The following is a 25,069-nucleotide window of genomic DNA, read 5'->3' as shown; positions in this document are numbered from 1 at the left end:
GTCGTTGGGCTCGCCGTTGGCGTGATTCTGGGCCTGGTGACCAAAAGCCGCTCGGGCAGTTGGTGCCCCCGGTGTGGTGACCTCAAACGCTGCCTACGTGACCACGCGGGCGGGAACCGACCATGATCCGCGCACACGACCCCATGCGCCCGCTGTGGCGGTGCCGGGCCTGCGGCGCCGACTGGCCCTGCCAACCCGCGCGGCTCGCGTTGCTGGCCGAGTATCGCGGCAGGAGGTCAGCACTACTGGCCCACCAGGACAAGCTCCTGGCCGAGGCATCAGATCAGCTATCCCGACTCAACGGCACCAGACCCGACCTCAGGGAAAGATTTGTCAACTGGTGCTGGCGGGCGGAACCCGACCACCCCACAACCAGCGCCTCCGAACCGGGAGACCTGGACCTGGACCTGGTGTTTCGCGGAATCGAAATGATCATCCGTAGCCACTGGGGAGGACGAACCTGCCCACGATGCGTGAACAAAGGCTGCCCGCGCCTCGACTGGGCCGACGGCTGGCTGGCCCACCTACGACGATCACCGCAAGGCCGCCCAGACGGGAGTCGTACTCCTCCGAAGCGGGGTAGCGGAGTCCGAAGCGGGTAACGGCACGCCGTGGCAGGTGGCGTCGGGGCAGTTGGCGTCCGGGTCGGGGGGCCCGAACTTCGGCGTTGGTTGGCGGGGACGGCCGCCGTCGTCGCGGGCGGGGCGGTGCTGCACGCGCTGCCGGTGGTCACCGCCAGCGGAGCGTTGCGGCGCCGGTGCTGGCCCCGGCTGGCGGGGGTGGGTGCGACCAGCCGGATCGCGTTGACCTTCGACGACGGGCCGAGCCGTGCCTCCACCGCCCGGTTTCTGCGAGCGTTGGAGCGTGCCGACGTACGGGCGACCTTCTTTCTGCTCGGCACGCTGCTCGACCGCGATCCGGGACTCGGTCGGGAGATGACGGCGGCCGGGCATGAGCTCGCGGTGCACGGATGGGAGCACCGGAACCTGCTGTGCCGGTCGCGTGCCGCGACCTACGCCGATATTGCCCGCGCTCGGGATGCCGTCGCGGCGGTCACCGGAGCCGCGCCGTTGTGGTACCGGCCGCCGTACGGGGTGTTGACGATGCCGGCGCTGCTGGCGTGCCGGCGGCTGGGCCTGACCCCCCGCCTCTGGACTGCCTGGGGGCGCGACTGGGACGCGACCCGGTCTCCGGCCTCGATCTGGGAAACCATCGTGAAAGACCTCGACGGTGGCGGCACGCTGTTGCTGCACGATTCGGATCATGCGTCCAGCCCGGGTGCCTGGCGCGGTGCCTTGGCGGTCCTGCCTCGTCTCGTGCGCTGGGCCCAGGAGCGGGAGCTGACAATCGGGACGCTCGGCGCACACGAGGAGACCGAGGCCGGCGGGAGCCCGGGACGTGGCGCAGGCCGGTCCGGGCACGACCGGGGCATGGCGACGTACCGGGTGGGTAACCGCAACCGGTGAAGCCACGGCCGGGCGGGAGAAGTCCGCGCGCCGGTACGTCCCCGGCAGGTGCCGGTCGTGACGACCCCGGCGGCGGCCCGGACCGGCTGCGGATCCTGGTCGTCTCCGCCGACATCGGCGCGGGCCACGACGCCGCCGCCGCCGAACTCGCCGCCCGGCTCGCCGGCGACGGAGTCGTCGTGGAGCAGCTCAACTTCTTTACGGCCCTGCCCCGGCCGCTGCACCGTCTCGTTCGGGAGGGCTATCGCACCATGCTCCAGCGGTTTCCCTGGAGCTACGACGCGCTCTTCCGGTTCACCGACCGGTCGTCGCTGATGGTCCGGGGGTTCCGGGCCGCGCTGCGGGCGGCCGTACCGCGGATGCTGTCGCGGATATCGGCGGACACCTGCCTGGTGGTGACGACGCACCCGTTCGCCAACCAGCTACTCGGCCCGATGCGCGGGACGGGGCAGCTCACCGTGCCGGTGCTCAGCTACGTCACTGATTTCGTCGTCCACCCGATCTGGATTTCGCCAGGCGTCGACACCTACTGCGTCATTCACGACGGGACACAGCGGCAGGCGGCGGCGCGCGGGGCAACCGATGTTCGGGTGGTCAATCCGCTGATCTCCGCCGAGTTCTCGTCCTCGGCAACGGCCTGCCAGCGTACGGCTCGGGCTCGTTTCGGCCTGCCCGAGCAGGAGCGGCTGGCGTTGATCGTCGCCGGCTCCTGGGGGGTGGGCGACGTGGCCCGTACCGCGCGGGATGTGCTCGGCGCCGGCTGCGTCACCCCGGTCGTGGCGTGTGGGCGTAACGTCCGGCTCCGCCAGCGCCTGCGTACCTTCCCCGGACATGTCCTGGGCTGGGTTGAGGACATGCCCACCCTGATGCGGGCGGTTGATGTGGTGGTGGAGAACGCCGGCGGGCTCACCTGCCAGCAGTCGTTGGCCGGTGGGCTCCCCACCGTCACCTACCGGCCGATTTCCGGGCATGGTCGGGCCAACGCGCAGCTACTCGCCGAGGCTGGGCTCACCACCTATGTCACCACCGCGGCCGAGCTGGCGCCGGCGCTGACTGAGCTGACCGGTGCGGAGGCCAGCCCGGCTCTTCCCGCCGGTAGTGCTACGGACATGGCCAGCTTGATCTCGGAGGTGGTCCGGAGCGGCGACCGGTGTGACCAGAAACGGTCAGAATAAGGGTGGATTCTTCCTAGGCTGGGGGCGAGTCCGCCTTCGAGATCCAGGAGTTCTGACCATGCCGCAGTCACACGATTTGGATCATCGCTACGTGGTGCCGCCCTACCTGCGGATCGTCAACGAGCAGACGGTGCCCGGCACGAGCCAGCCGGTCGCGCTCTGGGACTTCCGGGTGGCGCAGCCGAACGTGTCGCAGATACCGAGCCCGGTCATGCACTCACTCGAACACTTTCTCGGCACCTACGTACGCCAGCATCACCCTACGATCATGAACGTCGCGCCGATGGGTTGCATGACCGGCCTGTACGTGTGGACGGTTGGCCCGTGGAGCTTCGACGAGCTGGCCGAGGTCATCGCGGCCGGGCTGCGCACCATCGAAGACGCCGATGAGGTGCCGCTCGCGAACGTACTCCAGTGCGGCTGGGCCGAGCATCACTCGCTGGCGGGGGTTCGGGAACTCGCCGTACAGCTGCTCGCGAAGCGGGACCAGTGGGGGGATCCGGGCCCGGACGCCCATGAGGTGAGCGCGGCGGACCTGCGGGAACTCGCAGCGGGCCAGTGAGCCGACACCAAGGTGGTAACGGGGGAGGAACCCCCACGGGAAGGCGAGAACAATTTTACTTTTGTCCCTAGCGGGCCCGGCGGTCGTGCCCGCCGGGTGGAGGGGGACGAATGATTCGCCGTCGGTTCATCGCCTGCGGGCTGCTGCCGGTCGCCACCGGGCTGAGCCTGCTTGCGCCCGCCACGCCGGGCTCGGCACAGCTCCCCCACGGGGCGGACAGCCTATCGGCCCGGGACGCGGTTGACGCTTCCTCGGCCGAGCGGCTCAAGATCCGCGCGCCCCGCGAGTTCAGCGGCATCGCCTGGCTCACCACCGAGGAGAATGACGGGGTGGTGCAGGAGGTCTTCCTGGTCTGCCACGACACCCGGGACAACGATGCGGAGCGCGACCTGCCGCGACTCTCGATCGTGCGTACGCCCATCGATCCGAACGGGATCGTCGTTGACGAGCTCGATGTCGATTTTCCCGGTCGCAGTGTGCCGAATGACCTCGAGAGCATCGCCCGGCTGCCCGGCCGGAACGCGGCCCTGCTGGCGGAGAGCAACGCCGACGGCGACGACCCCGACCCCACGATCTATCTCGCCCGGTGGGACCGGGACCTCAACGTCGAGATCGTGAGCGCGGTGCCGTGGCCCGAGACGCCCGAGCCGCTGGTGAATGTTGAGGCGACGGCCGTGGCGACGATCCGCGGAGAGGACTACTTCGTCTACGCCGAGCGGGCGGAGGGCCGGGACACCACCTTCATCAACATGACCCGCCTGAAGGTGTACGAGGACGGCGAGATCCGGTTCGGTCGGCGCTGGACCTCGGTTCCCTTCACGGCGCTCGAACCACCGGGGGGACGACCCGCCTCCGGGATGGACATCGACCGGTGGGGCAACATCTTCGTCTCGTCCGCGTACGACCCGGGTGACCTCGGCCCCTTTGACAGCGCGGTGTACCGCGCGGCGACGGTCCGGGAGGGGGGACGCATCGGCGCGTGGCTGCGTCCGGTCGAGCCGCCCCAGCAACTGGCGCGAAGCTCGGGCCTCAAGGTCGAAGGCGTGGGACTGGTCGACGGCTCACTTCCGATCTTCATCGGGGACGACGACGAGGACTACGGTGGCCTGCTGCGTCAGCTCCGGGTGACCTTCGAGTAGGCCCGTCTCGCTCACCGCCACCTCCACGGTACGGCTCGGCCGGGCCCGCGCACTCGCCCGTCCTCCGGTGGTGTGGTTAGGCTGCATATTGGGGCGGCGAACTATGTGCCCGTTCTGAGAGCATCCCCGGGTGACGATTGACGATCTCGCCCGCCCGGATGAACGGACGAGGCCTGGCCCGGACCGCCACCTGCCTGCCCCGCGTCGGGACGCCGAGAAGCTGGGCACCCCGTTCTGGCAGCTGTGGTCCGCGTCCGCCGCGTCGAACCTCGCCGACGGGATCGTCAAGCTCGCGCTGCCGCTGGTCGCGGTCAGCTTCACGGATTCGCCGGTGCTGGTGGCCGGGGTGGCGATGGCGTTCAGTCTGCCGTGGCTGCTGGTCGCGTTGCCGGCGGGCGCGTTGGCCGATCGGCTGGACCGCCGTCGGGTGATGGTGGCCGCCAACACGGTGCGCGCGGTGTTGTTCGGGGCGATGGCGCTGGCCGCGGCCCTGGACGTGGCGTCGATCTGGCTGCTCTACGCGGTGGCGTTCGGCGCCGGCGTCGCCGAGACGCTCTATGACACCTCGGCTCAGTCGATCTTGCCGCAGGTGGTGTCGCGGGACGCGCTACCGCGCGCCAACGGACGGCTGAACGCGGTCGAGTTGACGGCCAACCAGTTCGTCGGCCCACCACTGGCGGGGTTCCTGGTCTCCACCGGCGTGGCGTTGGCGGTGGCGGGGCCGGCGGGGCTGTGGGTGGTCGCGGCCGCGGTGTTGCTTCTCATCCGTGGCCGCTTCCAGGTCACCCGGGACACGTCGACCAGCTTGCGCCGGGACATCGCGGAAGGCCTCCGGTTTCTCTGGCGGCACCAGCTGCTGCGCACCATGGCGGTGATGGTGGGCGTCAGCAACTTCACCATGAGCGCGGCCCTCGCGGTGCTGGTGCTCTACGCGGTCGGCCCCGACTCGGCGATGGGGCTCACCGAACCGGGGTACGGAATTCTGCTCGCGACCTTGGCTGTCGGCATTGTGCTCGGGTCGTTGGTCGCGGGGGCGGTGGAGCGGCGGCTGGGTCGTTCCACCGCACTCGGCGTGGCAGCGGTCGCCGCCGCCGTGCTTGTCGGCGTGCCGGCGTTGAGCGTCAACCCGTTCGTGGTGGGCGCCGTCTACTTCGGGGGCGGGATTCTGGTCGCCACCTGGAACGTCATCACGATCTCGCTTCGCCAACGGATCACCCCCGACCGGCTGCTCGGTCGGGTCAACAGCGGCTACCGGCTGCTGGCCTGGGGCGGCATGCCCCTCGGTGCGCTCACCGGCGGTCTGCTGGCGGAGTGGCTCGGCCTGCGCGCGGTCTTCGCGGTCATGGGTGTGCTGGCACTCAGCATGATCATCGGCTTGTTCTGGGTCACCGACAGTGCGATTGACGCCGCCGAGCGGGATGCGGAGCAGCAGGTGTGAACGCCGTTGGCTCCGCGCCGGAGGCCGGTCTGCCGCGGTGCGTTGGCTGAAGGTCGGGTCTGCGCTCAGCGAGCCGGGTCAACGCTGATCGGCCGTTCGAAGAACGACTCCAGGACGACGATGGTCTGGGTGCTGGTGACTCCGTCGATGGCGAAGAGGCGTTTCAGGAGGGCTTGCAGGTCCTCGGTGGTGGCGGTGCGAACCTTCACCAGCACGCTCGCCGTACCGGCGATGATGTGCGCCTCCTGGATCTCGGGTATGGCCGTGAGCTCGTCCCGGGTGGCCGCGTCCCCCATCCACGCGTCGGCGCCGAGCAGCACGTAGGCGAGCACGCCCCGGCCAACCGCGGCCGGATCAACGTCAACGGTGGTACGCCGGATCACGCCCCGCTCGCGCAGCTTGCGTACGCGTTCGTGCGCCGAACCGGCGGACAGGTCAACGGCCGCGCCGAGGGCCGCGTAGGACTGGGTTGCGTCCTGCTGCAGGCGGGTCACCAGGACGCGGTCAATATCGTCAAGCATCGAACACCCATCGGGACTCTGAAGATGAACAACTTGACCATATCAGATTCGGAGGGCAGGCTATGCTGCAGAACATCATCTGGCTAGGAGGCCGATATGCCTGACACAGTCCCTGCTGAGTTCCGGTTGCTGGACGAGCGTTTCCGGGACCTCGACGGTGACTTCGTCCTGGAGGTCCTGCACGGCGACGCGCGGAAGTCGGAAGGTCCGGTTTACTTCGCCGCGGGGCGCTACCTGGTGTGGAGCGACATTCCCAACGATCGGCTGCTGCGCTGGGACGAGACCACCGGCGCGGTCGGGGTGTTCCGCCAGCCCTCGGGCTACGCCAACGGCAACACGATCGACCGGCAGGGCCGGCTGATCACCTGCGAGCAGGGAAACCGGCGGGTAACCCGCACCGAGCACGACGGAACGATCACCGTGCTGGCAGATCGCTACACCGGCAAGCGGCTCAACAGCCCCAACGACGTGGTGGTCCGATCCGACGGCACGATCTGGTTCACCGACCCGATCTACGGCATCAACAGCGACTACGAGGGCAACCGGGCCGAGCCCGAGTTCGGCGGCTCGTGCTACGTGTTTCGGCTCGACCCTCGCACCGGGGACCTGCGGGTGGTCGCGGACGACTTCTTCCGCCCCAACGGTCTGGCGTTCTCCCCGGACGAACAGCGGCTGTTCATCGTCGACACCCGACAGGAACCCAGCCACATCCGGGTCTTCGACGTCACCGCCGACGACACCCTCAGCGGCGGCAAGATCTTCGCCGAGTGTGACTACGGGCGCTTCGACGGGCTGCGCATCGATGACGCCGGTCGGGTCTGGGCTGCGGCCTGGGACGGCGTGCACTGCTTCGCTCCCGATGGCAGCCTCATCGGGAAGTTGCTCCTGCCCGAGCCCGCCGCCAATCTCACCTTCGGCGGACCGAAACGCAACCAGCTCTACATCACCGCCGGCCGTTCGGTGTACGCGCTGCGAGTCACCTTCAACGGTGCCCGCTACCCGGAGTGAAACGCCCGGTCGCCCGGGCCGCCCGGATTACCCGCGGCGGTTGTCCCAGTCGCACCAGGAGTCATCACAACTTGACCTCTCGAGGCAGATCCTTGACCTCTCCGCGTAGGGTTGATCTGTTAAGGAGTAGCATCGATGCGGTGACGAGTGCCGCGAGCGTGATCGTGGCAATGCCGGAATACAGTAATGTGTCTGCGGCACCCCAAAGTGTGACCAGTGGGCCGCCGAGCGCCGCACCCAAAGGTGTTGCCGTGGTGGTGACGGCTGACCGGGCGGCCAGGACAGACGTAAGTTCAGAAGCATCTGCGGCCTGCTGGAAAAGAGAAATAGTGAACGCTGGAAATGGGCCGTAGATCAGTCCGCCGAGGGCGAACGAAGTCATGGTCGCTGAAGTGCTGTCGGTCATGCCAAACGGAAGTAGGGTCAGACCCCAGCCGAAGATGATGGCGATTACGGCCGGCCATCTAGGCGCGCGGGCCAAGGCGCCACCTGCGAAGCCGCCAATCACTGCGCCGACACCGAACGCGGTCCAGAATGCTCCGAGTAGCTGGCCGCTACCAGCCAAGTTACCGGCCACATAGAGCGGAAGACCAATCTCGACCGGACCGTACAGGAAGAAGAAGACGGCCGTGATCAGCAACAGGGAAGCGAGTTGGGGTCGCTGCGCGAGTATCCGGAAGCCGGCCATGACGCCAGTCCGCCGAGTGGCCGCCAGTTGTTGCGGAAGCTTCAGGTGCGCGACTGTGGTGAGAAGAATCAGGTATGAGCCAGCATTGACTGCGAGGATTGCCGAGCCGTTCAGTTGCAGCAAGATCATCCCAGCAATTGCCGGGCCGATGATGATGCTGATCTGCTGGGATACGCTCAGCAGGGCATTGGCGGGAAGTTGACGACCGTCGGCGAACAACTGACTGACAATAGCGTACAGACCTGCGTTCCCCCAAGCCGAAAAGAGAGACGAAGCGGCGAGGAGGGCAATGTAGGAAAAGGCGTTAAGTCGGTCGGTGGCTGCCAGTATGGCAATCGTAGCCAGCCCGAGAGCTCGCAGGCCGGTGCTGGCGACAACCAACTTCTGTGCGCTCAAGCCGCCGAACCACCGGCCTAGCGCCAGAGCTCCAAGGGCGCCGGGCAGCGTATACGCCGCCAACGACAGCCCAGCGACAACTCCCCCTTGATCCGGCTTCGCCAGCTGTATCGCCAACCAGGGTATTCCGACAAGTGCCATCCCGTCGCCAAGGAAGGAAACGGCTGAAGCGGAGATCAGTCTGGAGTACCGTTTGTCGGTGAGGACAGGGCGATACGCGGAAAGAAAGGGGATTCGAATCCTGTCTACCATTCCAGTTTTCCGGAAAGACATCGACCCAGGCGTCGAACTCGGTCCCGGACGGTTCAGGCGAAGTCCGCGGCGTGGTCGGCGGCCCACCGGGCGAAGGTCCGCGCAGGCCGTCCCAGTATCACCGAGACATCGTCGGTCACCTGCTCCGGTTTCTCCACCATCGACGCCCAGGCGGCCAACGCCATCTCTGCGAAGGCCGGACTCCCCATCGCCTCGGCCAGCATCGGGCGGATGGCCTGCGGGGGGACATCCTCCCAGCGCACGTCGCGTCCGATCGCCGCACCGATGAGGCGTACCTGCTCGGCTTGGGTGACCGTCTCCGGGCCGGTCAGTACGTAGGTCCGCCGGTCGTGCTGGTCACTGGTCAGCGCCTCGACGGCCACCGCGGCGATGTCGTCCTCGTGGATCAGGGAGCGGGCCGCGGCGCCGTGCGGCCAGCGTACGACCCCCTCAGCGCGAATAGCGTCGGCCCAGCCCAGCGTGTTCGTGGCGAAGCCGGTGGGGCGCAGCACCGTTCCGGGGAGATCGCGTTCGATGAGGGCGCGCTCCACCACCGCCCAGCACGAGTTCGGGTCGGCTTCGACGGAGGCGGCCGACAGGAACACCACTCGGGGGGATCCGGCGCTGGCCAGCACGTCCGCGAGAGCCGGAGCGAGTGCAACGGTAACGGCAGGGTCAACGTAGGGCCAGATCAGGAACACGGCCCGGATCCCGTCCAGGTGCGGACGGAGGGTAGCGGGATCAGCCAGGTCGGCGGTGACCGCCGCTACCCCCGCCGGAAGTTCTGCCCGGCTCGGGTCGCGGACGATGGCGCGGACATCGTGACCTGCGGCGATCAGCCGCGCCACCACCCGCCGCCCGACGTTGCCGGTCGCGCCGGTAACCAAGAACATGGGTTTCCTCCAGGACCGCTCCGAACGCGGTGGAACGACGGTAAAACCTCAACCTGGGTTGAGGTCAACCGTTCCCACGCGTCGGAGCGCGCCCTACGCGCCCTGTCCCTGGTTCTGCATGAGGCCACCGTCCATGAAGTAGGTCGACCCGGTGACGTAGTTCGCGTCGTCACTGGCCAGGAAGACGGCGAGCTTCGCGATCTCCTCCGGCTGGGCGGCCCGCTTCCACGGGATCGACTGCACCTGCTCTTCGAGGTACTGCGGGTCGTCGATCGCGCGTTGGTTGAACGGAGTGAGCACCATGCCCGGCCCGATGTTGTTGACGTTCATGTGTATCGGGGCGACCTCCAGCGCGATGCTCTTGGCCAGCTCCAGCATGCCGCCCTTGCTGGCGTCGTAGTCGGCACCGCCGGCCCGGGCCACCTCCTGGTGGATAGAGGTGATGTTGATGATCTTTCCGTGTCCGCCGTGGTCGCGGCGGTGCCGGACGAACCGCCGACAGCAGAAGAACATCCCGTACAGGTTGGTGCGGATGGCGCGGTCCCAGGTCTCGGTGTCCAGATCGGCGACCGGGATGCCGGAAGCGTCCACCCCGGCATCGTTCATCAGGATGTCCAGCTCTCCGAACTTCGCCAAGGCCTCGTCGAACATCGCCTCGACCTGGTGCTCGACGCTGATGTCGCCCTGCACCACCACGGCACGCCGACCGGCCCGCTCAATTTCCGCCTTGGTGTGGCTCGCCCCCGCATGGTCATGCAGGTAGTGCACCACCACGTCGGCGCCCTCCCGGCCGAACTCGATCGCGGTGGCCTGCCCGATGCCGGAGTCCGAGCCGGTGATCAAGGCGGTTTTGCCCATCAATCGTCCGCTCATCAACGTGCTCCTTTCCTCGACTGCCACAAACTTCGACGGGCGTCGGCCGCCGCCGTGCTCGCCGAAGCAGGTATCTGCTCTCCTGCGCCCCAACCGAGGGGTACGGCTGGCCTCCTACTTCCTGTTGCCTGCGGCCTCGGCCTGGCCGATGGTCCAGGCGGCGTTGATCAGACCGATGTGGGACAACGCCTGGGGAAAGTTGCCGATCAGGCGCCCGTCGCGTCGATCGATCTCCTCGGCGAGCAGGCCGAGATCGTTCGCCCGAGCGGTGACCGTCTCGAAGACCTGTCGGGCCCGGTCGAGGCGCCCGGCCAGGGCCAGGGCCTGGACCAGCCAGTACGAGCAGATGATGAAGGCGCCCTCGTCTCCGGCCCGGGTCCAGCGTTGCACCAGGCCGTCCTGGACCAGGTCCCGTTCGATGGCGTCCACCGTGGCCAGGATCTTTTCGTCGTCGGCGGGGAGGAACCCGAGGATGGGCATGACCAGGACTCCCGCATCCAGGTGGTCGGAGCCGAACGCACCGGTGAACGCCTTGCTCGAGCTGTTCCACCCCTCGTCCAGGATCGCCGCGCGGACCTGCGCCATCGCTTCCGACCACTGCGGGACCTTCGTTTCGGCATCCAGAAGTCCGGCGAGCTTGACGGCCCGGTCGAGAGCCAGCCAGCACATCACCTTCGAGGTCAGGTAGTGCCGCTGGCCCTCGCGTCCCTCCCAGATTCCGGCATCCCGCTCCCGCCAGGTGTCCGCGGCCCGGTCGGCCAGGGAGCGGAGCAGGCTGGCGGCGGCGGGCGACAGCTCGGTGAGCTGGTCCCGCAGGACCCAGGCGCACTCGATGACCTCGCCGATGACGTCGAGCTGCTTCTGTAGCCAGGCGTCGTTGCCGACCCGTACCGGGCGGCTGTCCCGGTAGCCCTCAAGGTGCTCGAGGGTGTGCTCGGTGAGATCACGCTCGCCGCCGGGGCCGAACATGATCGGGACATGGTCCTCCGCCTCCACCGAGCCCACCGACTCGGCCATCCAGTCGAAGAACCGGTGTGCCTCGTCCGGGCAGGCGGCGACCCAGAGCGCCTTCAGGGTGAAGGCGCCGTCGCGGAGCCAGCCGAAGCGGTAGTCCCAGTTCGCCTCGCCACCGACCTCCTCGGGCAGGGAGGTGGTGGGGGCGGCGATCACGGCCCCGGTGGGCTGGTAGGTCAGCGCCTGCAGCACGAGGGCACTGCGTCGGACCTGCTCCCGGTACGGCCCCTGGTAGCCCTGGTGGATGCGGTCCCAGGACCGCCAGGCGGCGATGGTGTCCCGCAGCGCCGCCCGCGCGTCGAGGGGAACCGTCGGCGGGTCGGTGGCCCGTCGGTGGTGCAGCGCGAAAACCGCGCTCTCCCCCTCGGCGAGGCTGAACTCTCCGGTCACCACAGAGCCGTCGATGGTCAGGTCGTGGTCGCTGGTAAGGGTCAGTCGATCGGCACCACCGGAGATCTTGATCCCCGTCGTGGCGTCGGAGACGGTGGGGCTGACCAGGCCGTACTCGGGGCGGGCCGCTACCTCGATCGCTACCTGTGCCGGGCCGGCGATTGCGTCGACCCGGCGCAGGAGGACGTGTGGCGAGCGGAGGCCGATCTGGTGACCGCGTTCTCCGACGCCGAGGCTGAGCGCGTCGGTCAGCCGCAGCACCCCGTCCTGGGTATGAAAGTCGGTCTGGACGACCATCGTGCCGTCGAGGTAGCAGCGGCTCGTCGTGTACTGCCCGTGCGGTCGGATCCACCAGTGGCCGCCAGCGGAGCCGAGTAGTCGCGCGAAGACGCTTGGCCCGTCGAACCGGGGTGGACACCACCAGTCCACCGAACCGTCCGCCGACACCAACGCCGCGCCTTGGCAGTCGCCCAGGAACGCATAGTCACTGATCTCCGCCACACCTGGCTTCTACCCGCGATGGCGCCTGTTACGCCTCAGATGGTGATCACTACTTTCGCCCGCGCGTGCTCGCCTTCGAGGTACCGAAGTGCTTGCGGTACCTCGTGCAGCGGGTAGCTCCGGTCGATGACCGGGGTGAGGTCGCCGGCCTCGGCGTGGTCACGGAGCACGTCGAGGTGCTTCCGGCTGGGCGCGGTGGTGAGAACGGCGATGCGGTGTCGGACGAAGGGCGCCAGCAGTCGTCCGCGGATGATGAGCCAGATCGGTCCGACGAGGCTGCCGCCGCGGTAGACCCCGCCGCCGGAGAGGATCAGCGTCCCGGCGGGGGTCAGCCCTCGCCGGAGTGCGGTGAGTGAGCGGTTGCCGACCAGGTCGAACACGACATCGTGCGGGTGGGGGTCGTGGGTGAAGTCGCTCCGGGTGTAGTCAACGACCTGGTCGGCGCCGAGGGAGCGGACCAGGTCGGCGTTCCGGGTACTGCACACCGCGGTGACGGTCGCGCCGAGCGCCTTGGCCAGCTGCACGGCGAGGGTGCCGACACCGCCGGAGGCACCGTTGATCAGGACGCGGTGGCCGGGCTCGACCTGCCCGAGGTCAGCCAGCCCCATGAGTGCGGTGACGCCGGCGAGCGGCAGGGCGGCGGCCTGCTGCGGCGTCAGGTTCGCCGGCTTCGGTGCGATCAGGGTTTCGGGTACGCGGACGTACTCGGCGAAGGCACCGTTGGCGTCGCCGAGATCACCGAAGACCGCATCGCCGGGACGGAACTGCTGAACGTTCTCGCCGACGGATTCCACCACGCCGGCGAAGTCGCGGCCACGGATGCGGGCTCGGGGCTTTGACCGGCCCAGGGCCAACCGTGCCATCCGCGGATCGCCACGCAGCACATGCCAGTCGTAGGCGTTGAGGGCTGCGGCTTCCACCCGCACCAGCACCTCGTTTGCGGCGGGCGCCGGTCGGTCAACCTCCGCGAGGGTGAGGGACTCCGGTGGCCCGTAGCGGTCTTGCACGATCGCTTTCATTCCCACTCCAAGGTGTACGGCGTACGCTGGTGTCAGAACAGGCTAGGTGTACGCCGTACACTCGTCAAGGCGGTTATGGTTTCCAGCGCCGCTGGAGACGAGGAAACGAGATGGCTGAGCAGACCGAGGTGCGCCGAACGCCGCTGAGTAGAGAGCGAGTCCTGCGGGCCGCTGTCGCGCTCGCTGACGAGGCCGGGATCGACTCCCTCAGCATGCGCAACCTTGCCCAGGACCTGGGTGTCGTGCCGATGGCTCTCTACAAGCACGTGGCCAACAAGGACGAGCTGGTCGCCGGCATGATCGATGTGGTCATCGACGAGATCGACCCGCCGGTGGCCGACGTTGACTGGAAGCACGCGGTCCGGGAGCGAATTCTCTCCGCGCGGCGGGTGCTGCAGCGTCACCCCTGGGTGTCCCTCGCCATTGAGTCGCAGCAGGCGCCGACGCCAGCCATCCTCGCCTACCTCGACTCGATGGTCGGGACGTTCCGAGGCGGTGGCTTCTCCGTTGACCTTGCCCACCACGTGATGCACGCGATGGGCAGCCGCACCCTGGGCTTCAGCCAGGAACTCTTCGACGCTGCACGGAACGCCGGCCGGACCGGCGCGACCAGTCCGGAGCCACCGGCGGCCCTACCAGCGCAGTTCGCCGACCGATTCCCAAACCTTGCGGAGATCGCCGTGGTGGCGTCCCACGATGATGCCTCGGTGGTGGGGCGTGGCTGCGACGACCAGTTCGAGTTCGAGTTCGCTCTGGACCTGTTGCTGGACGGCATCGAGCGACTGCATCAGCAAGGCTGGACATCGACTGGCTGAAGCGCCCGTCGCGGCCGGCAGACCCTATTGTGCCACCGATTCGGGTAGGGCTGCCCCCAGTGGAGACTGGCTGGTACGCCGTATTTCCTGGCCCGCCCCGCGTTCCTAGGCTCGGAACAACGGGAGTGGTTCGTCGGCCGGCGTGCTGAGATCGTGCTGCTCCCCGACCGGCTCGGGTTGGATTGGGGAGATTGCTGTGAGCGGTAGGTCGAGGAAACTCTCTGTTCGTCTCCTCGTGGTGTCGGTGGTGCTGGCCCTCGCCGCCCTGGCAGTCGCCGCCGGCGGCGTTCCGCAGCGGGACAGCAGGGCCACCCCGGAATGGGAGCGGCCGTTTCCAGTGGCGGAGGGCGTCTATCCGTTCCAGTCAAAGGTCTACGAGTGGCGCGGGTTTGCATACCACTATGTGGATGTGCCGCCAGCGGTGGGACAACCGCCCAAGGGCACCGTTCTGGCCGTCCACGGGAATGGCACCTGGAGCATGATCTATCGGAAAATCGTCGACCCGTTGAGTGCGGCTGGCTTCCGGGTGATCCTCACCGACCACCTCGGTTTCGGTCTTTCTGACAAGCCGAGGGTGAGCGAATTCGACTACCTGCCGAGTTCGCACACGACGGTGCTGCGGGACTTCATCGCCGACCTGGCCCTGGAAGATCTCTACCTGGTGCTCCAGGACTGGGGTGGACCCATCGGACTGGCCGCCGGAGTCGCCACCCCGGAGAAGGTGCGTGGGCTCGTGCTGATGAACACCTGGGCCTGGCGACTCGACCACATCGAACAGGGGCAGACCGGATTCATGCACGCGGTGCACGACCGTGGGCGCCATGCGCAGCTGGAACCGGAGTTCTACACGCAGGGCGAGCTCATCCGCCGCGGTGCGATCGGAGTCGCCGAACGCAACGCAGTGGAAGGATCAACGGAGTACGCGGAGCTGCGGGACGCGATGTGGGGGCCCTACCTCACCCTGGAGCCCCCGCATGAGCTGCGCTACCCGGAGGTGACCCAGCCCGTGCACATCTCCGCCACGGCGACCATCGCGGACGGCGCCTTCCTCGATCAACTCGACCGGGAGTTGGCCGTGCTGCGGTCGAAGCCGGTCTTCTTCGCCTTCGGCGACGACACGGCCTTCGGGCCGTACAAGGTTGACCTGGCGATCCTCGGCGGCGACCGGGAGCTCTGCCGGCCCGGCTATCACCCGGAGACCGAGGAGGTCACCACCCGGACCAACTGTGTCGACGACGAGACCGGCGCGGCCTACTGGTATCCGCTGGAGCGGTTTCTGTCGGAGTGGAACCCTAACGCCGTCGTCGGTCAGTGGCGGGACAGTACCCACGGCCACTGGGTGCAGGACGAAGTTCCATCGGTGGTGGTCGAGGCGGTGAAGTCCGTCCATGCGGCCGTGACCCGATCGTGAGGACGGGTACGCCCCACCCCACCCTGGAACCACCTGATCAACTTCGCGAACCTGCATCTGGCGACTTGCTGGGCTTGGTGTGGGCTCCTCCGCTAGCGTGAAGAAGCTCCCACAAATGAACGACGAGGCGACAGGAGTGCCACATGCCACGCCTGACTATTGTTGCCAATATTCACGCCAAGCCGGACCAGGTGGACCTGGTGAAGGCGGAGCTGAAGAAGCTCATCCCGATCACTCGGGAAGAGAAGGGGTGCATCAACTATGACCTGCACCAGGACAACAGTAATCCAGCTCATTTTGTTTTCTACGAGAACTGGGAGTCTCGTGACCTCTGGCAGGCGCACATGAAGGCCCCGCACCTGCAGGCGTACGGAGCGGCGACCGCCGGCAAGGTAGACGATTTCATCCTCAATGAGATGACCCACATTGATTGACGGTGTTTGGGTTGTTGGATCGGGTATGTCCCGCCAGGTAGGGAGGAGGGGCGCCCCCGGTGGATCCAGGTCGGCACTCCGGTTGTGGCCCAGGGCGACGACTGCCTGATCAACCCGCCCTCATTTGGCGATTTACTGGGCTTAGTGTTGGCTCCTCCACTAATCTGAGGAAGTTCCGCAAAGGGTGACCAGGCTTCCAGGAGTTTACATGTCACGCCTGACCATTGTTGCTCACGTTCACGCCAGGTCGGACCAGGTGGACCTGGTCGAAGCCGAGTTGAAGAAGCTGGTCCCGTTGACTCGTGCGGAGAAGGGGTGCATTAACTTCGACCTGCATCAGGACAACAATGACCCGGCTCACTTCTTTCTTTATGAGAACTGGGAGTCCCGCGAGATCTGGGAGGCCCACAAGGGTGTTGCGCACCTGCAGGAGTACATGGCTGCGACCGCCGGCAAGATTGCCGAATCGAATTTCACGGACATGACCCAGATCGAGTGACGAATCAGCGGTGAAGGTGTGGCAGCGGGCGGTGCGGAAGGATTTCTTGATTGACCGTAGTCGGGTCGCTGACTTCGGGTGTTTCCGGCCGGTGGCCGGGAGGGGTGCCTCCGGTGGATCCCGGGTCGGCGCTCCGGCGGCGGCCCAGGGTGGCGACTCTCGAATCAACCTCGAGCCCTCACCTGCTGGTTTGCCGGTCTTGGTGTTGGTTCTCCGCTAGTTTGAGGGCGTTCGCTAGGGTGGATGATCAGTTGATTGGAGTGCGTCGCATGTCACGTTTGACGGTTGTTGCCCATGTTCACGCGAAGCCGGATCATGTGGACCTGGTCAAAGCCGAGTTGAAGAAAGTTATCCCGTTGACTCGTGCGGAGAAGGGGTGCATTAACTTCGACCTGCATCAGGACAACAACGACCCAGCTCACTTCATTCTTCATGAGAACTGGGAGTCCCGCGAGATTTGGGAGGCTCGTAAGGGCGTTGCGCACCTGCAGGAGTACATGGATGCGACCGCCGGCAAGGTTGATGAATGGACTATCACCGAGATGACGCAGATTGACTGACTCGACCATCAGCGGGGAGGCTGACCGTTTGGGTGAGTAGCCCGACGGTGATCTCCTGCAGGAGGGGGCGTCGCCGGTGCGTCCGGCTCGGCGCTCCGGCGGCAGCCCAGGGCGACCACCGCCTGTTCATGTCGCGCCCTCATTTGGCGGTTTGCGGGGCCTGGTGTGGACCTGTCCATTAGTCTGACGAAGTTCACATGGGCGATCAGGTTGACCAGGAGCTCCGCATGTCACGCTTGACCATTGTTGCCAACGTTCACGCCAAGTCGGGCCAGGTGGACCTGGTCAAAGCTGAGTTGAAGAAGCTTATCCCGTTGACTCGTGCGGAGAAGGGGTGCATAAACTTCGACCTGCATCAGGACAATAATGACCCGGCCCACTTCTTTCTTTACGAGAACTGGGAGTCCCGCGAGATCTGGGAGGTGCACAAGGGCGCTGCGCACCTGCAGGAGTATATGGATGCGACCGCTGGGAAGATCGATGAGTACAATTTTACGGACATGACTCAGATTGAGTGACGAAACGTTGGCCGGGTAGCTCCGCACGCCGTGCAGGGGTGGTCGGGGGGAGTGAGGTCACCCCGCTTGCGTCCAGTGGATCCAGAGTGGCAGCAGCAGTAGCGCCGCGACCGAGCTCTTCACCACCAGGGCGGCCGACATCGCTACGTCAACGCCGTAGCGCTGCGCGACGATGAACAGGTTCTGTGGCGCCGGCATCGCCGCGATGAGGACGAGATAGGTCAGCCAGGGGCCGTGTATACCGAAGACGTGCTCGGCGGCCAGCCAGACCGCGAACGGGAACAGCAGGCACTTGACGGCGATCAGCCAGATCTCCTCGCCGGTGGTGTGACGGAAGCTGATCCCGCTGCCGCCCAGGTGCAGGCCCAGAGCGAAGAGCGCGATCGGCGCGGCCGCGGCACCGACGAAGTCGAATCCGTCGAGCAGCGGCTCCGGCACTCGGAAGGCCAGCAGGTTGAGCAGGAGGCCGGCGTTGCACGCCAGGACGACCGGGGTGGTGAGGGAACCCCACACCGCCCGACCCACTCGACCGCGCCGGCTCCGGAGTTGAGGCGGCGCTGGTGGCCTACCGGCTGGATGCGTCGGTCCTGGCCCACCGACCCCAGCCGAGGCCGGTACGGCCTCAACCGGCGCTCCATGCAGCTCCATGATGGCCAGGACGACCAGGGAGAGGACACATACCTGGAACAGCAGGACCGGAAAGACCGGCGCAGCGTCGCCAAAGAGCATGATGAACACGGGTACCGCGAAGTATGCGGTGTTGACCTGGACCGCCGCCATGATCCGCAATGCGAGCTGTCGCGGCTCGTGGGTCGTGGTCAGCCCGGCCAGCACCCCGACCACGGCCATGACGATCCCCGCCGTGACCGCGTAGCCCGCGAGAGCGGGCCAGGCGAACAGGGTGCCCAGGTCGCTGCGGTAGATGTTGGTGAACAGGTAGCACGGCACGGCGAAGAGGAAGGCGAAGTCCGCGAACGCCTTCGAACTCGCCGCGCTGACGACGCTCCGCCGGGCGAACCACACGCCACCGCCGATAGCCAACGCCACCGGCACGAGCCTTCCGAAGACGGTGAGCGCTTCCAACGGTTTCGGGCCTCCAGCAGATCTGGCCGGCCCGATTCGGTCGGCAAGAGGCGTCCCGTGGTCCCGGCGGAGGCTCCGTTGCTATCAAGGGGACACGGGCCGGCGCCAATCGGCGAGTGGAGGACAGTATCCGCCGGCTGCAGCCCGAGCCAGGGCCGGTAGCTCAGCGCGCGAGCTCCGCCGCCTGCATGATGACGTGGTCGATGAGGCCGTACTCGCGGGCTTGCTCCGGGGTGAACCAGCGGTCCCGGTCCCAGTCCCGCTGGATCTCCGCCAGCGTCCGGCCGCTGTGCTGGGCGATCAGCCCCTGCATCGTCTTCTTGACGTGCAGGAGGTTCTCCGCCTGGATCCGGATGTCGGCAGCGGTGCCCCCCATCCCGCCGGAAGGCTGGTGCATGAGGATCCACGAGTGGGGCAGCGCGTACCGTTTGCCTGCCGTCCCGGCGCAGAGGAGGAACTGCCCCATCGAGCCGGCCATACCTAACGCCAGTGTTGCCACGTCATTACGGACAAACCGGATCGTGTCGTAGACGGCCAGCCCCGCGCTCACCGAGCCGCCGGGCGAGTTGATGTAGAGCTTGATATCTCGGTCCGGGTCCTCGGCGGCTAGCAGCAGGATCTGGGCACAGACCCGGTTGGCCGACTCGTCGGTCACCTCGGTGCCGAGGAAGACGATCCGTTCCTTCAACAGCCGCTCGAAGACCTGGCCGCCGAAGCCTTGCTGCCCATCGTCCAGCATCTTGATCATTTGGTGCTACCTCCTGCGCATCGGTGGGCGGAGGACCGCCCGGGAGCCGGCCCGTCCAGCGTGCGCGTGCCGGTGCAGGAGGAGGTAGCCGATCTGCCCGCAGCAGATCGGCTCAGAGCAGATCGGTCGAGGGCAAAAGTGCCCCAGGGTGGATTGGCGGAGCAGATCGATCGGCTCGGGGCGGTCCGGTTGGGCTATTGCCGGGCCCGCTATCGCCGGGCCCGTTGCCGGTGGTGGGCCCGTTGCCGGCGTGCCCGTTGCCGGCGTGCGCGGATGAGCCGCTGGGATCCCCACGAGCTTCGTGCGGTGGGGCTGTCAGCCGGCGCCGCAGCGATCAACCAGACTCGTAGGCCGGCCCCTCCCGACGGACCGCCGGTTAACGCGGGCCCGATCGGCGTCAGCCCCGCGCCGCCGACGGGCAGCCCAGGTGAGCCCAGCCGAAGGTGCACCTGGCTGCCGCCGCAGGAGGTGGGGCCGCCTCCGGGTCGCCCGGCCCGGACCGGGTGCTGCCGGTCCGGCTCGACGCGGGAACTCGGCGTTCGGTTGACCTCGCCGATGGTGAACCCCATCGGCTCCGGCCGCTCCAGGCGACGTAGCTCGTCACGAGCCTCCCCGAGCAGGTCGGAGAGGCGGATCCCGAGCGCCCGGCAGACCGCTGCGAGCACCTCAGACGAGGCCTCCTTACGCCCCCGCTCCACCTCGGATAGGTACGGCATGGAGACCCCGGCGGCGGCTGCCACCTCCCGCAGCGTGCGGCCCTGCCGCACCCGTAGCCGGCGCAACACCCCGCCGATGACTCGTCTGAGCAACGACATGCTCCGCCTCGCTTTCGTTGGCAGTTGTCCGAGGGGGACAGCTCCCATCATGCCCGTCGGGGCTGTTGTGGCGTCATCCCCTGCCGCCTCTCCATGCGGGCTACCCCGGACCCGTTATGTTGTGGGCGTGCAGGTGACAGCGGAGTTTGGACGGGGCGTACGGTGATCCATTTCCCGGCGCAACGGCGCGATCCGCTGAGCGCGTTGAGTCTGCGGTTGGCCGCGGCGCTCGGGCTCATCCTCGCCAGCGTCGCCGTGGTGTGGCTCGACCGGGACGGCTATCGAGACGCCAACCGCGACTCGGACGGGCTGAGTCTCCTCGACTGCTTCTACTACGTGGTGGTTTCCCTCTCCACCACCGGGTACGGCGACATCGCCCCGGTCTCGGAGTCGGCCCGCCTACTCAACGTCCTCTACATCACCCCGGCCCGGGTTATCTTTCTGATCATCCTGGTCGGCACCACCCTGGAAGTCCTGACCGAGCAGTACCGGACCGGCCTTCGCCTGTCGCGGTGGAGGAGAGCTGTGAAGGACCACGTCATCATCTGCGGCTACGGGACCAAGGGCCGTAGCGCGATCTCCGCCCTGCTTGAGAATGGTTTCGACAAGTCCAGGATCGTGGTGGTCGAACGCAGCGGCGCCGCCCTGCGGCAAGCCACCTCGGCCGGTTTGGTGGCGATCGAGGGATCGGCGACCCGTTCGGCCACCCTCAACGAGGCACACATCCGTACCGCCAAGGCAGTGATTATCGCGACCGACAGTGACGATGCTGCGGTGTTGGTGGCGCTAACCGTCCGGCAGCTCACCGCGGGACAGGTGCGGATCATCGCCGCGGCTCGGGAGGCGGAGAACGCCCCGCTGCTCAAACAGAGCGGTGCCCATCACGTGATTGTCTCGTCGGCGACCGCCGGTCGGCTGCTGGGTCTCTCCACCTCCGCGCCGCCGCTGATCGAGGTCGTGGAGGACCTGCTCACGCCCGGTCAGGGGATGGCGCTCGCGATGCGTTCGGCCGAGCGGCACGAGGTCGGCCGTTCTCCCCGCGAGCTGGACGCCCTGGTCATCGCGCTGGTGCGGCGGGGCAAGGTGGTCACCCTCGCCGATCGGGCCGGCGGGGTCATCGAAACCGGTGACATGCTCGTGCACGTCCGCGACGACCGTCGGACCTCTACCTCGATGTCCTGAGCCCCGCGCACCGATGTCTGGCCTTGCGCCGATACGCGCTGCCCTGCCACGCGCCGTTGCATGCCGCCCCGCCTTGCGCCGCTGTCCGGCGCAGGCCTACGTGCACCGACCCATTCCCGCTACCGGACGTGTGGGGGCACCAGCCCGCGGCTCAGTCGATCGTCCAGGTGTCGCCGCTGTGCAACAGGCCGGCGAACTGCTGCTCCCGAGTTTCGGTCGCCGTCGCCCGGGCGGCGTCGAGCTGCTCCTGCACCACGCTGTCGTACGACGGCCGCCGCACCGAACGGAACACCCCGATCGGGGTGTTGCGCAGGTCCAGATCCGGCAGCCGGGACAGGGCGAACGCGTACGCCGGGTCGTTGATGGTGGTGTCGTGGACCACGATCTCCTCCGCCGCGGTGGCCGCGGTCTCGCGGACCTCCAGGCCGAAGCCTCCGGGCGGGTGTACGACGCAGAACTGCCCGTCCCGGCCGAACGTGATCGGCTGGTCGTGCTCCAGCCGGATCAGCGAGTCATCCCGGGTGGCGGGCCCCTTGAGCTGTTCGAAGGCACCGTCGTTGAAGATGTTGCAGTTCTGGTAGATCTCCACGAAGGCCGAGCCCTCGTGCTCGGCGGCGGCCCGGAGCACCGACTGCAGGTGCTTGCGGTCCGAGTCGATGGTGCGGGCCACGAACGTGGCCTCCGCGCCCAGCGCCAGCGAGAGCGGGTTGAACGGCGCGTCCGCCGAGCCGACCGGGGTCGACTTGGTGATCTTGCCAACCTCGGAGGTGGGAGAGTACTGCCCCTTGGTCAGGCCGTAGATCCGGTTGTTGAACAGCAGGATCTTCAGGTTGACGTTCCGCCGTAGCGCGTGGATCAGGTGGTTGCCGCCGATTGACAGCGCGTCGCCGTCTCCGGTGACCACCCAGACGGAGAGGTCGGGGCGGGTGGTGGAGAGACCGGTGGCGATCGCTGGGGCGCGACCGTGGATCGAATGCATCCCGTACGTGTTCATGTAGTACGGGAAGCGCGATGAGCAGCCGATACCGGAGACGAAGACGATTCGCTCACGGGGGATGTTCAGCTCCGGCATGAAGCCCTGGACGGCGGCGAGGATCGCGTAGTCACCACAGCCGGGGCACCACCGCACCTCCTGGTTGGACTTGAAGTCCTTTGCGGTGAGCTTGAGGGCGACGGGCTCAGACATTCTTCAGGACCTCTTCCAGCATCGTCTCCAGCTCGTTGGCCGTGAACGGCAGACCGTGCACCTGGTTGTAGCCGATCGCGTCGACCAGGTACCGGGCGCGGATCACGTGGGCGAGCTGACCGAGGTTCATCTCGGGGATGACTACCCGCTCGTAGGAGCGCAGTACCTCGCCGAGGTTGGCCGGCATCGGGGCGAGGTGCCGCAGGTGCGCCTGCGCGACGGAGAGCCCGCGTTGGCGCAGGCCACGGCAGGCTGCGCCGATCGGCCCGTACGTGGATCCCCAGCCGAGCACCAGCACCTGCGCGTCACCGTCCGGGTCCTCGACCTCAAGGTCGGGTACCGGGATCGCCTCGATCCGGGCGGCGCGGGTCCGCACCATGAGGTCGTGGTTGGCCGGGTCGTACGAGATGTCGCCGGTCTTGTCGGCCTTCTCCAGCCCGCCGATGCGGTGCTCCAGGCCGGGCGTGCCGGGGATAGCCCAGGGCCGGGCCAGGGTCTCCGGGTCCCGCAGGTACGGCAGGAAGGTGGCGCCGTCCTCGCCGTTGGGCCGGGTGGCGAAGTCGACTCGCAGGTCGGGCAGGGACTCGACATCGGGGAGTAGCCACGGCTCGGAGCCGTTGGCGACGTAGTTGTCGGAGAGGAGAAGCACCGGCGTGCGGTAGGTCAGCGCGATCCGGGCCGCCTCCAACGCCGCGTAGAAGCAGTCGGCTGGGGACTTCGGTGCGAGCACCGCCACCGGAGCCTCGCCGTGTCGGCCGAAGAGGGCCATGTTCAGGTCGGCCTGCTCGGTTTTGGTCGGCATCCCGGTCGATGGTCCGGCCCGCTGCACGTCCACGATGACCAGCGGCAGTTCCAGGGCCACCGCGAGGGAGATGGTCTCGCTCTTGAGTGCGACGCCGGGGCCGCTGGTGGTGGTGACGCCGAGCGCCCCGCCGTACGAGGCGCCCAGCGCCGCGCCGATCGCCGCGATCTCATCTTCAGCTTGCATGGTGAGTACGCCGTGGCGCTTGTGCTTGCTCAGCTCGTGCAGGATGTCCGACGCTGGGGTGATCGGGTAGGCACCGAGGAAGACCAACAGCTCGGAGCGGACTCCGGCGGCCACCAGGCCGAGCGACAGCGCCATGTTTCCGGTGATGTTCCGGTAGGTCCCGGGGTGCATCTTCGCCGGCTTGACCTCGTACCGGACCGCGAAGTCCTCGGTCGTCTCGCCGAAGTTCCAGCCCGCCTTGAACGCCGCGACGTTGGCCCCGACCAGCTCCGGCCGGGTCGCGAACTTACGCTCCAGGAACCGTAGGGTCGACTCGTACGGCCGGGAGTACATCCAGCTCAACAGGCCCAGCGCGAACATGTTCTTGGCTCGCTCGGCATCCTTCTTGGATACCTCGTGGTCGGCGAGCGCGCCGACGGTCATCGAGGTCAACGCCACCGGGTGCACGGTGTAGCCGGCGAGTGAGTCGTCCTCGAGTGGGTTGGCCTGGTAGCCGACCTTGGTCAGGTTACGTCGGGTGAATTCGTCGGTGTTGACGATGATGTCGGCCCCCCGCGGCAGGTCGGCGAGGTTGGCCTTGAGCGCGGCCGGGTTCATCGCGACCAGGACGTTCGGCGAGTCGCCGGGGGTGAGAATGTCGTAGTCGGCGAAGTGCACCTGGAAGCTCGACACCCCGGGTAGCGTCCCGGCGGGCGCGCGGATCTCCGCGGGGAAGTTGGGCAGCGTGGAGATGTCGTTGCCGAGTTGGGCGGTTTCGGAGGTGAATCGATCACCGGTGAGCTGCATCCCGTCGCCGGAGTCTCCGGCGAAGCGGATGACCACGCGGTCCAGTTGGCGGATCTTCTTGGTCACGACCGCACCTCGCTTCGGTCGGCGCGGTCGCCCGGATTGCCGCACTCGCTCCTGACCTCGCCTTGCCCGGTCACATGGCCTCCTCGGCGCGCCGCCGTGACCCACCTCGTGTGGTTGTCCGGCCTGCTGTCGTTTCTCACCAGAGAGCCTACGTCGGATCACCTCCTCGCCAGCTCGAGAGGTCCGTCGACTGAGACTCGATTTGGCGCTCAGATGACCGTTTCATTGTTATTTTCGGCCCACTGTCGTAATCCAGATCACCCGATTGCTTCGTTGGCCCGGCGGCTGCGGATCTCCGGCGCCCTTGTGGCTGCTCCGGGAGTCTGTGGTTGATCAAGGGGGTCGGGGGCGGAAGGGCTTTCTCGGCCGCCAGTGCCGTTGCCAAGGGGTGCGACTTGGCCGAATTGAGTGGTTTGGGCGAATACGGCTTGGCTGAATGTGAGGTATCCGACGTTTTGTCGGGTGGTCTGGGTCACAGTCAGCGGGGAATCGGCGACGGGGGCCCATGGTTATACCTGGCGTAACCATGCAGGGCAGCCGCGAGCGCCCCCGCCGAACCACCGAACCACCGGTGCTCGCCCGACCCGGAATGCACCGGGCCCGGCAGTGGTTACATCCCCCGGGCCGCCCGAGTAGCACCCCC

The 25,069-nt window shown here is 67.4% G+C and carries 25 protein-coding genes; 14 read left to right on the top strand and 11 right to left on the bottom strand.

Going from position 1 to position 25,069, the window contains the following annotated elements; all coding sequences use genetic code 11:
- Positions 1-143 precede the first annotated feature (143 nt).
- The 6 genes from B116_RS28375 (at position 144) to B116_RS0117505 (ending at position 5,780) form a co-directional block, all read left to right on the top strand.
- The gene (locus B116_RS28375; protein ID WP_082312835.1) at positions 144-602 is read left to right on the top strand and encodes a flavin reductase; all 459 of its coding nucleotides are present in this window, start codon (positions 144-146) and stop codon (positions 600-602) included.
- A 9-nt stretch (positions 603-611) separates the two neighbouring features.
- The gene (locus tag B116_RS0117525) at positions 612-1,466 is read left to right on the top strand and encodes a polysaccharide deacetylase family protein (protein ID WP_027660819.1); all 855 of its coding nucleotides are present in this window, start codon (positions 612-614) and stop codon (positions 1,464-1,466) included.
- Positions 1,463-2,641 (top strand): UDP-N-acetylglucosamine--LPS N-acetylglucosamine transferase, encoded by a 1,179-nt coding sequence (locus tag B116_RS0117520; RefSeq protein WP_027660818.1) that lies wholly within the window; start codon positions 1,463-1,465, stop codon positions 2,639-2,641. The genes B116_RS0117525 and B116_RS0117520 overlap by 4 nt, the downstream gene beginning before the upstream one ends.
- A 58-nt stretch (positions 2,642-2,699) precedes the next feature.
- Complete coding sequence (locus B116_RS0117515; protein WP_027660817.1) at positions 2,700-3,203, top strand: S-ribosylhomocysteine lyase; 504 nt, start codon at positions 2,700-2,702, stop codon at positions 3,201-3,203.
- A gap of 110 nt (positions 3,204-3,313) precedes the next feature.
- Complete coding sequence (locus tag B116_RS0117510; protein WP_027660816.1) at positions 3,314-4,342, top strand: hypothetical protein; 1,029 nt, start codon at positions 3,314-3,316, stop codon at positions 4,340-4,342.
- A gap of 130 nt (positions 4,343-4,472) precedes the next feature.
- On the top strand, positions 4,473-5,780 hold the full coding sequence (locus tag B116_RS0117505) for an MFS transporter (RefSeq protein WP_027660815.1): 1,308 nt from the start codon (positions 4,473-4,475) through the stop codon (positions 5,778-5,780).
- Between the two features lie 65 nt (positions 5,781-5,845).
- Here B116_RS0117505 and B116_RS0117500 read toward each other — a convergent pair whose 3' ends face one another.
- On the bottom strand, positions 5,846-6,301 hold the full coding sequence (locus B116_RS0117500; RefSeq protein WP_027660814.1) for an Lrp/AsnC family transcriptional regulator: 456 nt from the start codon (positions 6,299-6,301) through the stop codon (positions 5,846-5,848).
- A gap of 96 nt (positions 6,302-6,397) precedes the next feature.
- On the opposite strand from B116_RS0117500, the gene B116_RS0117495 reads away from it, so the two are divergent.
- Positions 6,398-7,309 carry an SMP-30/gluconolactonase/LRE family protein gene (locus B116_RS0117495; RefSeq protein WP_018722222.1) on the top strand — a complete coding sequence of 304 codons (912 nt, stop codon included), beginning with the start codon at positions 6,398-6,400 and terminating at the stop codon, positions 7,307-7,309.
- 64 nt (positions 7,310-7,373) lie between these two features.
- Here B116_RS0117495 and B116_RS0117490 read toward each other — a convergent pair whose 3' ends face one another.
- The 5 genes from B116_RS0117490 to B116_RS0117470 form a co-directional block, all read right to left on the bottom strand.
- Positions 7,374-8,645: an MFS transporter gene (locus B116_RS0117490; RefSeq protein WP_082312834.1), complete on the bottom strand. Its 1,272-nt coding sequence runs from the start codon at positions 8,643-8,645 to the stop codon at positions 7,374-7,376.
- 53 nt (positions 8,646-8,698) lie between these two features.
- On the bottom strand, positions 8,699-9,538 hold the full coding sequence (locus B116_RS0117485) for an SDR family oxidoreductase (protein WP_027660812.1): 840 nt from the start codon (positions 9,536-9,538) through the stop codon (positions 8,699-8,701).
- Positions 9,539-9,631: 93 nt separating this feature from the next.
- Complete coding sequence (locus tag B116_RS0117480; protein ID WP_026321722.1) at positions 9,632-10,411, bottom strand: glucose 1-dehydrogenase; 780 nt, start codon at positions 10,409-10,411, stop codon at positions 9,632-9,634.
- Between the two features lie 114 nt (positions 10,412-10,525).
- On the bottom strand, positions 10,526-12,316 hold the full coding sequence (locus tag B116_RS0117475; RefSeq protein WP_027660811.1) for a glycoside hydrolase family 15 protein: 1,791 nt from the start codon (positions 12,314-12,316) through the stop codon (positions 10,526-10,528).
- A gap of 35 nt (positions 12,317-12,351) precedes the next feature.
- Positions 12,352-13,335 (bottom strand): NAD(P)-dependent alcohol dehydrogenase, encoded by a 984-nt coding sequence (locus B116_RS0117470; protein WP_027660810.1) that lies wholly within the window; start codon positions 13,333-13,335, stop codon positions 12,352-12,354.
- 110 nt (positions 13,336-13,445) lie between these two features.
- Here B116_RS0117470 and B116_RS0117465 point away from each other — a divergent pair, with 110 nt between their 5' ends.
- The 6 genes from B116_RS0117465 to B116_RS0117440 all read left to right on the top strand — a co-directional run bounded on the left by B116_RS0117465 (position 13,446) and on the right by B116_RS0117440 (position 17,572).
- Positions 13,446-14,150, top strand: a complete 705-nt coding sequence (locus B116_RS0117465; protein ID WP_018722217.1) for a TetR/AcrR family transcriptional regulator — start codon at positions 13,446-13,448, stop codon at positions 14,148-14,150.
- A 235-nt stretch (positions 14,151-14,385) separates the two neighbouring features.
- Positions 14,386-15,561, top strand: a complete 1,176-nt coding sequence (locus B116_RS0117460) for an alpha/beta fold hydrolase (protein WP_082312833.1) — start codon at positions 14,386-14,388, stop codon at positions 15,559-15,561.
- A 143-nt stretch (positions 15,562-15,704) separates the two neighbouring features.
- On the top strand, positions 15,705-15,995 hold the full coding sequence (locus B116_RS0117455; RefSeq protein WP_027660808.1) for a putative quinol monooxygenase: 291 nt from the start codon (positions 15,705-15,707) through the stop codon (positions 15,993-15,995).
- Between the two features lie 208 nt (positions 15,996-16,203).
- Positions 16,204-16,494, top strand: a complete 291-nt coding sequence (locus tag B116_RS0117450; protein WP_027660807.1) for a putative quinol monooxygenase — start codon at positions 16,204-16,206, stop codon at positions 16,492-16,494.
- 269 nt (positions 16,495-16,763) lie between these two features.
- Positions 16,764-17,054 (top strand): putative quinol monooxygenase, encoded by a 291-nt coding sequence (locus B116_RS0117445; protein ID WP_026321720.1) that lies wholly within the window; start codon positions 16,764-16,766, stop codon positions 17,052-17,054.
- A 227-nt stretch (positions 17,055-17,281) separates the two neighbouring features.
- Positions 17,282-17,572, top strand: coding sequence for a putative quinol monooxygenase (locus B116_RS0117440; protein ID WP_026321719.1), 291 nt, complete (start codon positions 17,282-17,284; stop codon positions 17,570-17,572).
- A gap of 57 nt (positions 17,573-17,629) precedes the next feature.
- Here B116_RS0117440 and B116_RS0117435 read toward each other — a convergent pair whose 3' ends face one another.
- The 3 genes from B116_RS0117435 to B116_RS0117425 form a co-directional block, all read right to left on the bottom strand.
- The gene (locus B116_RS0117435; protein ID WP_018722211.1) at positions 17,630-18,655 is read right to left on the bottom strand and encodes an AEC family transporter; all 1,026 of its coding nucleotides are present in this window, start codon (positions 18,653-18,655) and stop codon (positions 17,630-17,632) included.
- A 163-nt stretch (positions 18,656-18,818) separates the two neighbouring features.
- On the bottom strand, positions 18,819-19,403 hold the full coding sequence (locus tag B116_RS0117430) for a ClpP family protease (protein ID WP_027660806.1): 585 nt from the start codon (positions 19,401-19,403) through the stop codon (positions 18,819-18,821).
- A gap of 209 nt (positions 19,404-19,612) precedes the next feature.
- Positions 19,613-20,218 carry a helix-turn-helix domain-containing protein gene (locus B116_RS0117425; protein ID WP_027660805.1) on the bottom strand — a complete coding sequence of 202 codons (606 nt, stop codon included), beginning with the start codon at positions 20,216-20,218 and terminating at the stop codon, positions 19,613-19,615.
- A gap of 162 nt (positions 20,219-20,380) precedes the next feature.
- Here B116_RS0117425 and B116_RS0117420 point away from each other — a divergent pair, with 162 nt between their 5' ends.
- A complete protein-coding gene (locus B116_RS0117420; protein ID WP_018722208.1) occupies positions 20,381-21,400 on the top strand; it encodes a potassium channel family protein in 1,020 nt (339 codons plus the stop codon).
- A 151-nt stretch (positions 21,401-21,551) separates the two neighbouring features.
- On the opposite strand, the gene B116_RS0117415 is transcribed toward B116_RS0117420, so the two are convergent.
- Together B116_RS0117415 and B116_RS0117410 are read right to left on the bottom strand one after the other, a co-directional pair.
- Positions 21,552-22,586 (bottom strand): 2-oxoacid:ferredoxin oxidoreductase subunit beta, encoded by a 1,035-nt coding sequence (locus tag B116_RS0117415; protein ID WP_027660804.1) that lies wholly within the window; start codon positions 22,584-22,586, stop codon positions 21,552-21,554.
- On the bottom strand, positions 22,579-24,426 hold the full coding sequence (locus B116_RS0117410) for a 2-oxoacid:acceptor oxidoreductase subunit alpha (protein WP_018722206.1): 1,848 nt from the start codon (positions 24,424-24,426) through the stop codon (positions 22,579-22,581). Before B116_RS0117410 ends, B116_RS0117415 begins: the two co-directional genes overlap by 8 nt.
- Positions 24,427-25,069 lie beyond the last annotated feature (643 nt).

It is taken from the genome of Salinispora fenicalii (genome assembly GCF_000514815.1).
Taxonomy (GTDB): domain Bacteria; phylum Actinomycetota; class Actinomycetes; order Mycobacteriales; family Micromonosporaceae; genus Micromonospora; species Micromonospora fenicalii.
The sequence above is the reverse complement of the archived record's forward strand: the minus strand, read 5'-3'. Positions and strand labels throughout refer to the sequence as shown.

Excerpts from the sequence above, each read along its gene's own strand:
- B116_RS0117480 (WP_026321722.1), bottom strand. The coding sequence starts at position 10,411 with ATGAGCGGACGATTGATGGGCAAAACCGCCTTGATCACCGGCTCGGAC.
- B116_RS0117440 (WP_026321719.1), top strand. The coding sequence starts at position 17,282 with ATGTCACGCTTGACCATTGTTGCCAACGTTCACGCCAAGTCGGGCCAG.
- B116_RS0117415 (WP_027660804.1), bottom strand. The coding sequence starts at position 22,586 with ATGTCTGAGCCCGTCGCCCTCAAGCTCACCGCAAAGGACTTCAAGTCC.
- B116_RS0117515 (WP_027660817.1), top strand. The coding sequence starts at position 2,700 with ATGCCGCAGTCACACGATTTGGATCATCGCTACGTGGTGCCGCCCTAC.
- B116_RS0117470 (WP_027660810.1), bottom strand. The coding sequence starts at position 13,335 with ATGAAAGCGATCGTGCAAGACCGCTACGGGCCACCGGAGTCCCTCACC.
- B116_RS0117445 (WP_026321720.1), top strand. The coding sequence starts at position 16,764 with ATGTCACGTTTGACGGTTGTTGCCCATGTTCACGCGAAGCCGGATCAT.
- B116_RS0117495 (WP_018722222.1), top strand. The coding sequence starts at position 6,398 with ATGCCTGACACAGTCCCTGCTGAGTTCCGGTTGCTGGACGAGCGTTTC.
- B116_RS0117455 (WP_027660808.1), top strand. The coding sequence starts at position 15,705 with ATGCCACGCCTGACTATTGTTGCCAATATTCACGCCAAGCCGGACCAG.
- B116_RS0117430 (WP_027660806.1), bottom strand. The coding sequence starts at position 19,403 with ATGATCAAGATGCTGGACGATGGGCAGCAAGGCTTCGGCGGCCAGGTC.
- B116_RS0117450 (WP_027660807.1), top strand. The coding sequence starts at position 16,204 with ATGTCACGCCTGACCATTGTTGCTCACGTTCACGCCAGGTCGGACCAG.
- B116_RS0117490 (WP_082312834.1), bottom strand. The coding sequence starts at position 8,645 with ATGGTAGACAGGATTCGAATCCCCTTTCTTTCCGCGTATCGCCCTGTC.
- B116_RS0117510 (WP_027660816.1), top strand. The coding sequence starts at position 3,314 with ATGATTCGCCGTCGGTTCATCGCCTGCGGGCTGCTGCCGGTCGCCACC.
- B116_RS0117465 (WP_018722217.1), top strand. The coding sequence starts at position 13,446 with ATGGCTGAGCAGACCGAGGTGCGCCGAACGCCGCTGAGTAGAGAGCGA.
- B116_RS28375 (WP_082312835.1), top strand. The coding sequence starts at position 144 with ATGCGCCCGCTGTGGCGGTGCCGGGCCTGCGGCGCCGACTGGCCCTGC.
- B116_RS0117425 (WP_027660805.1), bottom strand. The coding sequence starts at position 20,218 with ATGTCGTTGCTCAGACGAGTCATCGGCGGGGTGTTGCGCCGGCTACGG.
- B116_RS0117500 (WP_027660814.1), bottom strand. The coding sequence starts at position 6,301 with ATGCTTGACGATATTGACCGCGTCCTGGTGACCCGCCTGCAGCAGGAC.
- B116_RS0117485 (WP_027660812.1), bottom strand. The coding sequence starts at position 9,538 with ATGTTCTTGGTTACCGGCGCGACCGGCAACGTCGGGCGGCGGGTGGTG.